This is a genomic window from Nocardioides oleivorans (genome assembly GCF_004137255.1).
Lineage (GTDB): Bacteria > Actinomycetota > Actinomycetes > Propionibacteriales > Nocardioidaceae > Nocardioides > Nocardioides oleivorans.
On the sequence record NZ_SDWT01000001.1, the window covers coordinates 1,974,663 to 1,988,532 of the forward strand.

At 72.8% G+C, this 13,870-nt stretch carries 14 protein-coding genes; 11 read left to right on the top strand and 3 right to left on the bottom strand.

Annotation, left to right across the window (positions count from 1 at the left end; genetic code table 11):
* Window positions 1-82: 82 nt before the first annotated feature.
* Window positions 83-1,330: an MFS transporter gene (locus EUA93_RS09370; protein ID WP_129399884.1), complete on the bottom strand. Its 1,248-nt coding sequence runs from the start codon at window positions 1,328-1,330 to the stop codon at window positions 83-85.
* A 67-nt stretch (window positions 1,331-1,397) separates the two neighbouring features.
* On the opposite strand from EUA93_RS09370, the gene EUA93_RS09375 reads away from it, so the two are divergent.
* The 11 genes from EUA93_RS09375 (at window position 1,398) to EUA93_RS09425 (ending at window position 11,074) form a co-directional block, all read left to right on the top strand.
* Entirely contained in the window at window positions 1,398-1,997 is a 600-nt protein-coding gene (locus EUA93_RS09375) for a winged helix-turn-helix domain-containing protein (RefSeq protein ID WP_129399885.1), read from the top strand.
* A 50-nt stretch (window positions 1,998-2,047) separates the two neighbouring features.
* Window positions 2,048-2,878, top strand: a complete 831-nt coding sequence (locus EUA93_RS09380) for an alpha/beta hydrolase (RefSeq protein WP_129399886.1) — start codon at window positions 2,048-2,050, stop codon at window positions 2,876-2,878.
* Between the two features lie 9 nt (window positions 2,879-2,887).
* Window positions 2,888-3,226 carry a sterol carrier family protein gene (locus tag EUA93_RS09385; protein WP_129399887.1) on the top strand — a complete coding sequence of 113 codons (339 nt, stop codon included), beginning with the start codon at window positions 2,888-2,890 and terminating at the stop codon, window positions 3,224-3,226.
* Window positions 3,223-4,125, top strand: coding sequence for a 2-hydroxyacid dehydrogenase (locus EUA93_RS09390; protein ID WP_207208798.1), 903 nt, complete (start codon window positions 3,223-3,225; stop codon window positions 4,123-4,125). Before EUA93_RS09385 ends, EUA93_RS09390 begins: the two co-directional genes overlap by 4 nt.
* Before the next feature lie 9 nt (window positions 4,126-4,134).
* Complete coding sequence (locus EUA93_RS09395) at window positions 4,135-4,941, top strand: GNAT family N-acetyltransferase (RefSeq protein ID WP_129399889.1); 807 nt, start codon at window positions 4,135-4,137, stop codon at window positions 4,939-4,941.
* Between the two features lie 117 nt (window positions 4,942-5,058).
* Window positions 5,059-6,405 (top strand): dipeptidase, encoded by a 1,347-nt coding sequence (locus tag EUA93_RS09400; protein WP_129399890.1) that lies wholly within the window; start codon window positions 5,059-5,061, stop codon window positions 6,403-6,405.
* 107 nt (window positions 6,406-6,512) lie between these two features.
* Entirely contained in the window at window positions 6,513-6,986 is a 474-nt protein-coding gene (locus EUA93_RS09405; RefSeq protein ID WP_129399891.1) for an SRPBCC family protein, read from the top strand.
* Window positions 6,983-8,008 carry an NAD(P)H-binding protein gene (locus EUA93_RS09410; RefSeq protein WP_165355106.1) on the top strand — a complete coding sequence of 342 codons (1,026 nt, stop codon included), beginning with the start codon at window positions 6,983-6,985 and terminating at the stop codon, window positions 8,006-8,008. Before EUA93_RS09405 ends, EUA93_RS09410 begins: the two co-directional genes overlap by 4 nt.
* Before the next feature lie 59 nt (window positions 8,009-8,067).
* Complete coding sequence (gene purF / locus EUA93_RS09415; RefSeq protein WP_242497305.1) at window positions 8,068-9,612, top strand: amidophosphoribosyltransferase; 1,545 nt, start codon at window positions 8,068-8,070, stop codon at window positions 9,610-9,612.
* 32 nt (window positions 9,613-9,644) lie between these two features.
* A complete protein-coding gene (gene purM, locus EUA93_RS09420) occupies window positions 9,645-10,724 on the top strand; it encodes a phosphoribosylformylglycinamidine cyclo-ligase (protein WP_129399893.1) in 1,080 nt (359 codons plus the stop codon).
* A 155-nt stretch (window positions 10,725-10,879) separates the two neighbouring features.
* Window positions 10,880-11,074, top strand: a complete 195-nt coding sequence (locus EUA93_RS09425) for a DUF3073 domain-containing protein (RefSeq protein WP_129401175.1) — start codon at window positions 10,880-10,882, stop codon at window positions 11,072-11,074.
* Between the two features lie 161 nt (window positions 11,075-11,235).
* Here the strand turns inward: EUA93_RS09425 and EUA93_RS09430 are convergent, their stop codons facing one another.
* Together EUA93_RS09430 and EUA93_RS09435 are read right to left on the bottom strand one after the other, a co-directional pair.
* Window positions 11,236-12,324, bottom strand: coding sequence for a Glu/Leu/Phe/Val family dehydrogenase (locus EUA93_RS09430; RefSeq protein ID WP_129399894.1), 1,089 nt, complete (start codon window positions 12,322-12,324; stop codon window positions 11,236-11,238).
* A 102-nt stretch (window positions 12,325-12,426) separates the two neighbouring features.
* The gene (locus EUA93_RS09435) at window positions 12,427-13,752 is read right to left on the bottom strand and encodes a hypothetical protein (protein ID WP_129399895.1); all 1,326 of its coding nucleotides are present in this window, start codon (window positions 13,750-13,752) and stop codon (window positions 12,427-12,429) included.
* Between the last annotated feature and the right edge of the window lie 118 nt (window positions 13,753-13,870).

A 13,870-nucleotide genomic window follows, 5' to 3' on the forward strand; every position in this document is an offset into this window, starting at 1 on the left:
CGGCACCCAGATCTGGGCCGACAAGCGGGGGAGTCACCGGATATCCGGTGACTCCCTGCCCCACCACGGCGGCGACCGCGGGCTAGGCAGCCAGCACCGGCGCTGCCGGCTCGATGACCCACTCCGACGGCTTGGGCACCGAGCGGATCGTCCGGCTCGAGGTGAGCAGCACGGCGAGCAGGGCGGTCGCGACGACGAGGACCCCGATCGCGAAGGTCCCGCCCCGGTGCTCGAGCAGGTAGCCGCCGAGCAGCGGGGCGAGCGGCATCACCGACATCGACACGAACTGGCTGGTCGACCCGACGCGACCCTGGAGGTGCTCGGGCGTGACGGCCATCCGGTACGACCCGATGCCGGCGTTGCCGACCGGGTTGAGCAGCAGCAGGAAGAAGGTGCTCACGCAGGCGGTCCACACGCTGGCGGAGAAGGCGAGGGGCACCAGCGGCAGGCAGCACATCCAGCCGATCAGGACGGTCAGCCGCCCGGTCGCCAGCCGGTGGATCAGGGTCGGCGCGAGCACCGCGCCGAGGATCCCGCCGACGCCGGCTGCGGTCGAGACCAGGCCGATCTGGGCGGCTGGCACGCCTTCCTGCACCATCCGCAGCACGACCACGAAGAAGATCGCGTTGGTCACCAAGTTGGTCAGCGACGACCACGCCATCAGCGTCCGGAAGAACGGTCGCGCCCACATGAACCGGAAGCCCTCGGTGAGCTGTTGTCGCAGCGGCTCACGGGTGCGGTGCGGGGCCGACAGGTCGGTCCGGACCCGGCTCACGGTGACGCACGCGATCGCGAAGGTGACCGCGTCGACGGCGAACGGCAGCCAGCGCGTGACGGCGTACAACGCTCCGCCCAGCGGCCCGCCGAGCAGCGAGGCGACGTGCTGGCGCGCCTGGTTCTGGCTGAGCGCGGTCGGCAGGTCCTCGGTCGAGACGACCGACCGGATCGCCGACATCTGCGCGGGGTTGAACACGCCCGCCGCGACACCCGACACGAGAGCGGCGGCGACGAGGTGGGGGAGCGTGAGGTGGCCGCTCGCGCCGGCGACCGCGAGCGAGGTGTACGCCGCGCAGCCCGCCGCGCTCGACGCCAGCATGAGCCGCTTGCGGTCGACCCGGTCGGCGAGGACCCCGGCCGGCAGCAGGGTGGCGCAGAGCCCGCCGAGGTAGGCCGCCTCGACGACCGCCGCGGTGAGGGCCGAACCGCTCAGCGCGTAGGCGATGAGCGGGAAGACGAACATCGACAGCGCGCTGCCGAGCTCGCTGACGGTGTCCCCGATCCAGAGGACGGTGAAGTCGCGGTTCTTCGAGAGCTGGCGGTATCCGGGCATATCCGCACCATATGTTGCGCACGTTGTGTTGCGCAATAGTGCGTGCGCAATTCGGTAGGGTGCGCGCATGGCCGAGTCCCGACCCTTGGGCGATCCCCGCGTGCTGCGCGCGATCGCCCACCCCGTCCGCAACCGGATCCTCGACGAGCTCGCCGCGTCGGGTCCGGTGCGCGCCGCCGACATCGCCCGCCTGCTCGACATCCCGGCCAACCAGGCGAGTTTCCACCTGCGCCAGCTCGCCAAGTACGGCCTGGTCGAGGAGGCGCCGGAGGAGGCCCGTGACAAGCGTGACCGCGTGTGGCGCGCGGCCGCGCCCGCGGGCTACACCGTCAACCTCGGCTCGATGGCCGACGAGCCCGGCGGGCGTGCCGCGGTCGAGGTCTTCCGGTCCAGCCAGCTCGCCCGGATGCACGCCGTCATCGACCGCACCTTCGTCATCGACCGACCGAAGGGGAGCGGGGTCTTCTCGACCTCCGACCACGTCCTCAAGCTCACCGACGAGGAGGCCCAGGAGCTGCGCCAGGAGGTCGACGACCTGATCGACGCCTGGGCCGACCGGACCCGCGGGCGCGACCCCGAGCGCCGGACGTACCTGCTGCTCCAGGTCGTCCAGCCCTACCCCGACGCCGACAGCACCTCACACCCCGGACCCGGCACGGAGGAGTGACCACGCCGGCGCGGACCGATCGGTCCGACGCGCGGCTCCGAACCACCGGCATGCGTCGTCGTACCCTGCTCGCCCTCCCGGCCGTCGGGCTGGCCACCGCGGCCCTGGCCGCCTGCTCCGACCGCCCGTCGGGCAGGGTGGGGACCGTGAGCGGAGAGCGCGACGGCGTGGAGCGGATCACCTACGGCGACGACCCCAGCCAGTGGGTCGACCTGCACACGCCGGACGGCGTGAGCCGGGGGCTGGTCGTGGTCATCCACGGCGGCTTCTGGAAGGCGCAGTACGGCGCCGACTACGGCGCACCGCTGGCCGAGGACCTGGTCGGTCGCGGGTGGACGGCCGCCAACGTGGAGTACCGCCGGGTCGGCAACGGCGGCGGCTTCCCCGAGACCCTCGACGACGTCCACGCCGCCATCGGTGCGGTCGCGACCGGCGTCGACGGTCCGGTGGTCACGCTCGGACACTCCGCCGGCGGCCACCTCGCGACCTGGGCCGGTGCCCGCGGGCGCTTCGACCGGTGGGCGGGCGGGCCGGCCCTGACCCACGTCGTCAGCCAGGCCGGGGTCGTCGACCTGGCGGCCGCGGTCGCGCAGCACCTCGGGTCCGACGCCGCGCTCGCGTTCCTCGGTGACCCGGACGCGACGACCTACGAGCAGGCAGACCCGCTCACCCAGGTGCCGCTCGACGTGCCGGTGTGGGCGGTCCACGCGAGCGACGACGACGTCGTGCCCGTCGAGCAGTCGGAGGCCTACGTCGACGCCGCCACGTCCGCGGGCGCGGAGGCCACGCTGGTCGAGGTCACCGGCGGCCACTTCGGGGTGATCGACCCCACCAGCGACGCCTGGGCGGCCTGCGTGAAGGTCCTCGACTCCATCGCATAACTTGGTGACGTGCCCGCACGCCTCAAGGTCCTGACCGCAGCCGAGCTCGAGTCCGCGGACGTGAAGGCTCGCGTGAAGCACTACCTCGCCGTCCTGGAGACCCGCGCGCCCGGCAGGTCCGTCGAGGTGCGCGTCCCGCCCTTCGCCGCGGTCCAGGCCATCCCGGGCGTCCGCCACACGCGTGGCACGCCGCCGGCCGTCATCGAGACCGACGCCGAGACATGGCTGGCGGTCGCCACCGGTCGTACGACGTGGGCCGAGGCGGTCGACTCCGGCAAGGTGGCCGCGAGCGGCGAGCGCACCGACCTGTCCCCGTACCTCCCCCTGACCGATGGAGCACCGCAGTGAAGGCCGTCATCTCCTCCCGCACGCTCGCCGACGCCGTCGGCCCGGTCGACGGCGTCGAGGTCGCGGTCTGGAACGGTGACGGTCCGCCGCCCGAGGGCGACGTCGACCTCTGGGTCCCGCACTACGCGACCAGTGCCGGTGTCCTCGACCAGGCCGGCCGGCTGCAGGGCCTGAAGGTCGTGCAGCTGCAGAGCGCGGGGTACGACGGTGTGCTGGAGCGACTGCGGGTCGGCGTCACGCTCTGCAACGCGAGCGGCGTGCACGACGACGCGACCGCCGAGCACGCCGTCGGTCTGGTCCTCGCCAGCCTCCGTGGCATCCCCGAGGCCGTGCGGAGCCACGGCCACTGGGAGACCGACAAGATGCGCCGCTCGCTCGCCGACTCGCGGGTGATGGTCCTGGGCTACGGCTCGATCGGCCGCGCGCTCGCCGAGCGGCTGCTGCCGATGAAGGCGGTCGTCACCGCCGTCGCCACCCGCGAGCGCGACGACGACCTCGTCGGCCGGGTGCGCGGCATCGACGAGCTGCACTCGTTGCTGCCCGACCAGGACGTGGTCGTGGCCCTGGTCCCGCTCAGCGACGCCACGCGCGGCCTGCTCGGCGCCGAGACGCTCGCGCTGCTGCCCGACGGGGCGCTCGTGGTCAACGTCGCGCGCGGACCGGTCGTCGACACCGAGGCGGTCCTCCGCGAGGCCGGCCGGCTCCGCTTCGCCCTCGACGTCACCGACCCCGAGCCGCTGCCCGACGGGCACCCGCTCTGGGACGCCCCCGGCGTTCTCATCACGCCGCACATCGCCGGCGGCACGACGGCGATGCTGCCCCGCATCGCCGCGCTCGTCCGCGACCAGCTCCGCCGCCGCGCGACCGGCGAACCGCTGGTCAACGTCGTCTCCGGCTAGGTTTCGCCCATGCACGTCAGCTCACTCGGCTTCCGCACCGACCTCGCCCTCCTGACCTCCTCCGGGAGCCTCGTCGAGGACCGCGGCACCCACCTCGTCGTCCGCTCGCCGGAGAACCCGTCCTACTTCTGGGGCAACTTCATCCTCCTCGCCCAGCCGCCCGTCCCCGGCGGCGAGAAGGAGGTCGTGGGCGCGTTCCACACCGAGTTCCCGGAGGCCGACCACGTCAGCATCGGCATCGACACCGCCGAGCTCACGGACGAGGCGCGGGCCGCCTTCGAGGCGGCCGGCCTGGTCGTCGACGTCGCCACGGTCCTCACCGCCTCCCGGGTGAACCTCCCCCGGAAGGTCGAGGCCGAGGTCCGCGAGGTCACGACCGACGAGGACTGGGAGGGCCGCGCCCGGCTGAGCCAGCAGCTCTACCCGCAGACGCCCGAGGACACCTTCATGACCTACGCCCGGCAGAAGAACGCCCAGGAGCGCCGGCTCGTCGACGCCGGTCGCGGCAAGCGGTTCGGCGCGTTCGTCGACGACGTGGTCGTCTCCACCGCCGGGATCTTCGTCACCGAGGACGGCGTCGCGCGCTACCAGAGCGTCGAGACCCACCCCGACCACCGCCGCAAGGGGCTGGCCGCGGCCGTCGTCCACGCCGCGGGCCAGCACGCGCTCGACCACCTCGACGTACGCCGTCTCGTGATCGTCGCCGACACCGACGGCGAGGCCATCGGGATCTACCGCCGGCTCGGGTTCAACGACGCCGAGCGCCAGCTGATGATGGAGAAGCGCAGCGGCGAGTGGGCGACCCTCGACTCGTAAGAGGAAGGGTGTTGGTTTCGACGCGCCTGACACGGGTTCGCAAGCTCACCCGCGGGCTTGCTCAACCTCCCGACCCACGCCGTCAGCGACTCCGTCGCTCCCGGCTAGGGTCGTGACATGACTGTCGACATCGCCGCTCGTCTCGCCGAGGTCATGCCCGGCCTCCGCCGTGACCTCGAGGACCTGGTCCGCATCCAGTCCGTCTCCGCCGACCCCGCCCGCGCCGGCGAGGTCGAGCGCAGCGCCGAGGCGACGCGCGACCTCTTCGCGGCCGAGGGCTTCGACACCGAGATCGTGAGGGCGTACGACGGTGCGCCGCCGGCCGTGATCGCCAGGAAGGCCGGCCCCGAGGGCGCGCCCACCGTGCTGCTCTACGCCCACCACGACGTCCAGCCGGAGAACGACCACGCCGACTGGGACTCCCCGCCGTGGGAGCCCACCGAGCGCGGCGACCGCCTCTACGGACGCGGTGCGGCCGACGACAAGGCCGGCATCGCCGCGCACCTCGGCGCCGTGCGCATCTTCGGCGAAGACCTCCCGGTCAACCTCGTGATGTTCATCGAGGGCGAGGAGGAGGTCGGCTCGGACACGCTCGTCGACCTGCTGGACGCCCACCGGGACCGCCTCGCCGCGGACGTCATCGTCATCGCCGACTCCGGCAACTGGGACATCGGCGAGCCCGCGCTCACCACGTCGCTGCGCGGCCTCGTCCGGATGGACGTCGAGGTCCGCACGCTCACCCACGCCGTGCACTCGGGCATGTGGGGCGGGCTCGTGCCCGACTCGATCATGACGCTGAGCCGCCTCATCGCCAGCCTCAACGACGACGCCGGGAACGTCGCCGTCGAGGGCCTGCACTCCGGCCCCGCCGCCGACGTGGAGTACCCCGAGGCCCGGCTCCGCGCCGAGTCCGGTGGTGCCGAGGGCATCGAGTGGATCGGCTCCGGGTCGATCGTCGAGCGCCTGTGGACCAAGCCGTCGATCAGCATCACCGGCTTCGACGCGCCCAAGGTCGAGGGCGCCTCCAACACCCTCGTCCCGGCCGCGCGCTGCCGCATCTCGATGCGCATCGCGCCCGGCGACACCACCGCCAACGCCGTCGCGTGCCTCCAGGCCCACCTCGAGGAGCACACGCCCTGGGGCGCCACCCTCACCACGACCGTCGTCGACACCGGCGAGGCCACGCAGATCGACGCCAGCGGTCCGGCGTACGACGCCGCGCGGGCCGCCTTCGCCGAGGCCTGGGACGGCACCGCCCCCGTCGACATGGGCGTCGGCGGCTCGATCCCGTTCATCGCCGAGTTCCTCGAGGCGTTCCCGCAGGCCAGCGTGCTGGTCACCGGCGTCGAGGACCCCGACACCCGCGCCCACGGTGCCAACGAGGGCCTCCACCTCGCCGAGTTCGAGAAGGTCGTCAAGGCCGAGGCCTTCCTCCTGCGCAACCTGGGCGCCCTGCCGCGCTGATCCTCCGCCCGAGCGGTGGGTGACTCAGGGTCCGACGCTCGGAAAGTTGTCCCCCTCACCGCTGCGCGGGTGAGTCGCCACGAGGCCGGCGTCGGTAGCGTGGGGACATGGCGACCTTCCGTGCGCGCGACCGCTCCTCCGCGGTCCTGCAGTCGAGCCGGGCCGAGGTGTGGGAGGTCCTGACCGACGCCGCGCTGATCGCGCGGATGACGCCCTACGTCACCCGCATCGACGTCGAGGGCGACCGGTGGACCTGGCGGATGGCCACCCTGCCGGTGCTCGGCATCTCGGTGGCGCCGATGTTCACCGAGGTGATGGACCTCGAGCCGATGCACCGGATCCGGTTCACCCACGACCCCGAGCGGCCGGACGAGATGACGTCGGTGATGGGCACCTACGAGCTCGCCGACGACGCCTCCGGCGGGACGGCTGTCAGCATCGACCTCCAGATCGCGTGCGACCTCCCGCTGCCCGGCCTCGCGCGACCGGCCGTCGAGCGGCTGATGGCGTCCGTCGTGAAGCACATGGGCACGGTCTTCTCGCGCAACCTCCTCCAGCACCTCGGCGAAGAGGCGGCGTGAGGGTCCTCGTCCTCGGCGCGACAGGCTACGTCGGCTCCCGCCTGGTCCCGCACCTCGTCGAGCGCGGCCACGAGGTGGTCGCGGCCTCGCGCTCGGTCCCCGACCCGGACCGGTTCGGCTGGGACGACCGGGTGCGGGCGATCAGCTGCGACGTCACCGACCCCGCCGCCGTCGCCGAGGCTATGGAGGGAGCAGAGGCCGTCGTCTACCTCGTCCACTCCCTCGACCGCACCGACTTCTCCGACCGCGACCGGTGGGCAGCGCAGACGGTGGCCGAGGCCGCGACCGGCGTGCACCACCTCGTCTACCTCTCCGGCCTCGTCCCCGACGTGCCGGAGACCCAGCTCTCCGCCCACATCGCCTCGCGCCTGGAGGTCGAGCGGATCCTGCTCGGCGCCACGGACCGCGCCGTCGCCCTCCGGGCGGGCGTCGTGCTCGGCGCCGGCTCGACGTCCTACGAGATCGTCCGGCAGATCGCCACGCTCTTCCTCGTCCAGCCGGTGCCCACGTGGATGCACAGCAGCGTCCAGCCGGTCGCCGTGTCCGACGTCCTGCGGGCCTTCGACGACGCGCTCGTCGGACGGCTCAGCGGTGCGGTCGACATCGGCGGGCCCGACGTCCTGCCCTACCCCGACCTGATGCGCGCGTGCGCCCGCGAGGCGGGGCTGCCGCGTCTCCGGGTGCCTGCGCCCGTCGCGCCGGCGGGCCTGGTCGGCATCGCCACCGCACTCGCCACGACCGCGCCGTTCCACACCGTCACCGCGCTCATCGAGTCGCTGCGCCACGACATGGTCTGCCGTCCGGAGCACACGTGGACGCCCACGACCGGAGGCCCGCTCCTCGGCGTCGAGGAGGCCGTCGGGCGGGCGAGCACGCCTCGCTACGCCGGTCCCGAGGGCGCCCTGCCCTCCGACCCGTCCTGGACGCGTCCGCACCCGCTCCTCGACGTCGTACCCCTCCCGGCGTCGGGGCGGGCCGCCGCCCGGCTCGCCCTCCACCGGCTGCGCTCGCTCCTCGGGTGACCAGTGGGTGAGCAGCAGTCGCGTCGAGTCGTGGGCCGCCCCTGATCGCCCGTAGACTGATGGCCGTGCCCTACCAGATGAGCAAGCGGACTGGTGGCGACGGCCGCCTGACCACGGCCCTCGACCCGCAGGACCAGGGCCCGCAGGACGCCTGCGGCGTCTTCGGCGTCTGGGCGCCCGGCGAGGACGTCGCCAAGCTGACCTACTTCGGCCTCTACGCGTTGCAGCACCGCGGCCAGGAGTCGGCGGGCATCGCGGTCAGCAACGGCCGCCAGATCCTCGTCTACAAGGACATGGGCCTGGTCTCGCAGGTCTTCGACGAGTCGACGCTCGACTCGCTCAAGGGCCACCTCGCGATCGGCCACTCGCGCTACTCGACCACCGGCGCGAGCACGTGGCACAACGCCCAGCCGACCTTCCGGCCCACCGCCGACGGCTCGATCGCGCTGGGCCACAACGGCAACCTGATCAACACCGCCGAGCTCCGCGACATGGTCACGGCCATGCCCGGCCCGGCCGGCGAGCTCGACATCAAGGGCGTCGAGGGTGCCACCAACGACACCAGCCTCGTCACCGCCCTGCTGGCTCACCACCCCGACACCTCGCTCGAGCAGCGCGCGCTCGAGGTGCTCCCGCAGCTGCGCGGGGCGTACTGCTTCGTGTGGATGAACGAGAACACCCTCTACGCCGCCCGCGACCCGCAGGGCATCCGGCCACTCGTCCTCGGCCGGCTCGACCGCGGCTGGGTCGTCGCCAGCGAGGACGCCGCCCTGGCCACCATCGGCGCCAGCGTGGTGCGCGAGGTCGAGCCCGGCGAGATGCTCGTGATCGACGAGAACGGCCTGCGCTCGCACAAGTTCGCCGAGCCGGAGCGCAAGGGCTGCGTGTTCGAGTACGTCTACCTCGCCCGTCCGGACGCGACGATCAACGGCCGCAACGTCCACGAGGCGCGCGTCGAGATGGGCCGCCGCCTCGCCCGCGAGTTCCCCGTCGACGCCGACCTCGTGATGCCGGTCCCTGAGTCGGGCACGCCCGCCGCGTCCGGGTACGCCGCCGAGTCCGGCATCCCGTTCGGCCAGGGCTTCGTGAAGAACGCCTACGTCGGCCGGACGTTCATCCAGCCCAGCCAGACCCTGCGCCAGCTCGGCATCCGGCTCAAGCTCAACGCCCTCGAGCACATGATCCGCGGCAAGCGGATCGTCGTGGTCGACGACTCGATCGTGCGCGGCAACACCCAGCGCGCCCAGGTGCGGATGCTCCGCGAGGCCGGCGCGCTCGAGGTGCACGTCCGGATCTCCAGCCCGCCGGTGAAGTGGCCGTGCTTCTACGGCATCGACTTCGCGACCCGCGCCGAGCTCATCGCCAACGGCCTCGACGTCGACGAGATCGCCGCGAGCGTCGGCGCCGACAGCCTCGGCTACATCTCGCTCGAGGGCATGATCGAGGCCACCAAGCAGCCGGCCGACCAGCTCTGCCAGGCCTGCTTCACCGGCCAGTACCCCATCGAGCTGCCCGACGAGAGCCTGCTGGGCAAGCACCTGCTCGAGGCGACGCTGCAGTCGCCGACGATGGGCCGCGCGCTGCCGGTCCTCAACAACCCCTGATCGACACCCGCACCGCCACCGAGGGAGCCCCGTTGACCGACCAGCCCGCCGCACCTGAAGGGGCCTACGCTGCCGCCGGGGTCTCGATCGAGGCGGCCGACCGCGCGATCGACCTGATGAAGGGCTGGGTCGAGAAGGCCCGGCGCCCCGAGGTGATCGGCGGCCTGGGTGGCTTCGCCGGGCTCTTCGACGCCTCGGCGCTGACCCGCTACGAGGCGCCGCTGCTGGCCACCTCGACCGACGGCGTCGGCACCAAGGTCGCGATCGCGCAGCTGATGGACGTCCACGACACCATCGGCTTCGACCTCGTCGGAATGGTCGTCGACGACCTCGTCGTCTGCGGCGCCGAGCCGCTCTTCATGACCGACTACATCGCCTGCGGGCGCGTCGTGCCCGAGCGCATCGCCGCCATCGTCAAGGGCATCGCCGAGGCGTGCGTCGTCGCCGGGTGCGCGCTCATCGGCGGCGAGACCGCCGAGCACCCGGGCCTGCTCGACCCCGACGACTACGACGTCGCCGGCGCCACGACCGGCGTGGTCGAGGCCAGCAAGCTCCTGGGCCCGGGCCGCGTCCGCCCCGGCGACGTGGTCATCGCGATGGAGGCCAGCGGCCTGCACTCCAACGGCTACTCGCTCGTGCGCCACGTCCTGCTCAACCAGGCCGGCTGGACCGTCGAGCGCCAGGTCGACGACTTCGGCCGCACGCTGGGCGAGGAGCTCCTCGAGCCCACCCGGATCTACGCCAAGGCCTGCCTCGACCTCGCCGACCGCACCGAGACCCACGCGATGTCGCACGTCACCGGCGGCGGCCTGGCGGCCAACCTCGAGCGCGTGATGCCGCAGGAGCTGTCTGCCCGCATCGACCGCTCGACGTGGACGCCGCAGCCGGTCTTCGACGTCGTACGACGCGTGGGCGACGTGCCGCAGGCCGACCTCGAGGCCACCTTGAACTGCGGCGTCGGCATGGTGTCGCTGACCGCCCCGGAGTCGGTCGACACGGCGATCTCCGTGCTCGCCGGCCACGGCATCCGGGCCTGGGTCGCGGGCGAGGTCCGCGGCGACGCCGACCACGGCGGGCGTGTGGTCCTCGAGGGCCAGCACCCCGGTTGGTGACAATTTCGGGGCCCCGGTGACGAATTGCCGGACCACGGTGTGCGGGAACACCCACCGCTCAGGTAGCGTTGTCCCCACGATATGTAACCGATCAGACCGGGCGCGTCGAGGTGCTCCTCGGCAGCCCCGGCCAAGTGTGCGAGGGGGTCGACCCTATGGGGCGCGGCCGAGCGAAGGCGAAGCAGACGAAGGTCGCACGCGACCTGAAGTACCGGACTCACGAGACGGACTTCGGCGCGTTGGCGAATGAGCTGCACGGGAACGACAAGTCCCATCCGGCGACGACCGACGTCGAGCCGGACGAGGACGAGTGGTCGGACTATGCCGATCCTCGTCGTCGTGAGCACTGACTGAGCGCACCTGACCATCTCGCCCGGCACCCCGGGTGAGCGGGCGTACGACCGCGCCCTCAGGTGATCCAGGCTCTGCTCTGCTGCACGCGGAAGCGACGCCGGGTCGGCGCCCCTGCACGATGCCCTGTGCAGACGCGCCGACCCTGGCGTCGGGCTCGTCAGAGGTGGATGCCGCGCAGCCGGCCGACCTCGCGCATCCGGCGCTCGGCGAGGCGGTCCGCCGCCTCGGCCGTGGTGACGCCGTCGGTCCTTGCGAGCGCGAGGACCTTGCGCGTGGTGTCGAAGATGCCCGACGCGCGCTGCTGCGCGCGCTCGAAGGAGAAGCCCTCGAGCTCGTCGGCGACCTGGATCACGCCGCCGGAGTTCACGCAGTAGTCGGGGGCGTAGAGGATGCCGCGCTCCTCGACCTGCTTCTCGATGCCGGGGTGGGCGAGCTGGTTGTTGGCCGCGCCGCAGATGACCCGGGCGGTGAGCACGTCGAGCACCTCGTCGGTGATCGCGCCGCCCATCGCGCACGGGGCGTACACGTCGAGCTGGCTGCGGACGAGCTCGTCGGTGGACCCGACGCCCTGCACCTGCGGGAAGGCCTCGCGGATCGCGACGACCGACGGTGCGTGCACGTCGGTGACCACGACGGTGGCGCCGTCCTCGACGAGGTGGCGCACGAGGTGCTTGCCCACCTTGCCGACCCCGGCGACGCCGACGGTGCGGCCGGCGAGCGTGGGCTCGCCCCACAGGTGCTCGGCCGAGGCGCGCATGCCCTGGAAGACGCCGTAGGCCGTCAGCACCGAGCTGTCGCCGGCGCCGCCGTGCGCGACGGTGCGGCCGGTGACGAAGTCGCACTCGCGGGCGATGTGGTCCATGTCCTCGGAGTAGGTGCCCACGTCGCAGGCGGTGAAGTAGCGGCCGTTGAGCGACTGCACGAAGCGGCCGTAGGCGCGCAGCAGGGCCTCGGTCTTGAGCTCGGCGGGGTCGCCGATGATGACGGCCTTGCCGCCGCCGAGGTCGAGGCCGGCCAGCGCGTTCTTGTAGGACATGCCGCGCGAGAGGTTGAGCACGTCGACGATCGCGTCGTCGGTGCTGGCGTAGGGGTAGAACCGCGTCCCGCCGAGGCCGGGCCCGAGTGCCGTGGAGTGGATCGCGACGATGGCGCGGAGCCCGGTCGCGTGGTCGTTGCAGAAGACGACCTGCTCGTGCTCGCTGCCGAGGTCGAAGACGTCGACTCCGGAAGTGCCTGCTCCAGACATGCTGTGGATCCTTTTCTCGTGGGGGCGGCCGCGGGGTGTGCGAGCCTGGTCAGCGCGGTCGAGGGGTGGTGACCGCGATCACCTCAGGGTAGCCCTGCGAGATCAGGTGCTCCGCATCACCACGAGGTCGCCGTGGGTGCCGTAGCCGAGGAGCTTCCCGCCCGCCGGCCGGCCGTTGAAGGTGGCCATCAGCCACGTGTCGTCGACCCGCGCGAGGGTCGGCCACGGCAGGTTCGTGGGGTACGACGCGTCGAGCACGCCGACCTCGCCCATCGCCAGGTCGAAGACGGGGAAGCGACCGCGCTGGCCCCGGTGCGAGTCACGACCGTCGCTGGCCAGGACCACCAGCCGGCCGTCGACGTCGAGGATCGTCGTGCCCTCCGTCGCGCGGCGGTCAGTGGCCGCGCCGAGCAGGCGCAGGTCGTCGAGGGCCGGTCCGCCGGCGAGACCGGGGTGGAAGTCGAAGAACTTCCTCGCGCTCACGAAGCCGACGAGCCATCCGTCGTCGCGCCGCACGAGGTGCGGGTCCCACGTCGCGATCGAGTCGAGGCCGTCGGTGGGCAGCGGCAGCTCGCGGGTGTCGAGCACGTGGGTCCCTCGCAGCAGGTTGGCAGCGGACTCGGCGAGGGTGACCCGCAACCCCGACGCCGTACGACGCCCGGCGCGCGTGGTCGGCTGCTCGAAGTCGCCCCACGTACTGGTCGCCACCAGCCACCGACCGGGGCCGTCCCCGGAGCTGCGGACCAGGTGGGTGGCGTGGTCGCCGAAGACGCCGGGTCGGTCGGGCCGGCGGAAGAAGAGGTCGGCCGAGTGCTCGAGCGTGGGTCCGGCCGGGTCGAGGCGCCACACGCTCGTGTGGGCGGTGTCGAAGAAGCCGGGCCCGGCCGAGGTCGCGGTCAGGAACAGGTCGTCGCCGTCACGCCACGGGCTGCCGTCCTCCTCGGTGACGAACCGGACGTCGCGCAGGCCGAGCTGGCCGAAGCCGCCGGCCATGCCACCGTCGCCGGGGAACGAGACGTGGAGGTCGGCGAGCGCGGCCTCGTCGCGGGTGTCGACGACGTCGCGGAGGTCGTGCCGGGCGCGCGCGACCCAGCCGTCGGCCTCGCGGCTCCACGCCGTCAGGTGGGTGCCGGTCAGCGTGACGCCGAGGCCGGTGGGCTCGACCGCGCGGTGGAAGCGCCGGCTGCGCAGCTCGCGCGCGCCGTCGGGTCCGGCGGTCGTGAGCGACACCGACCCGTCGTCCAGGGTCGCGGCCAGTCGGTGGCCGGCGAGGTGGAGGGCCACCTCGCCGCTCGTCACGGCGGCCGTCGCGGCGACGTATGGCGCCACGCGCGGGAGCGCACTGGTCCCGGAGGCGTGGGGGTCGGCGCCCGGCGCGAGGAGGTCGAACGGGCGCAGCCGACGGACGACCTCGAGGCGGGGGAGCACCCCACCATCCTTCCGGACCGGCACCACTGGTCACCACGGAGGGAGGAGGTGGTCCGGATCGGCCATGCCGGCGATTTCGTTCCTCCGGTGACGGTCAACCGTTGGCCCGTCGTTCACC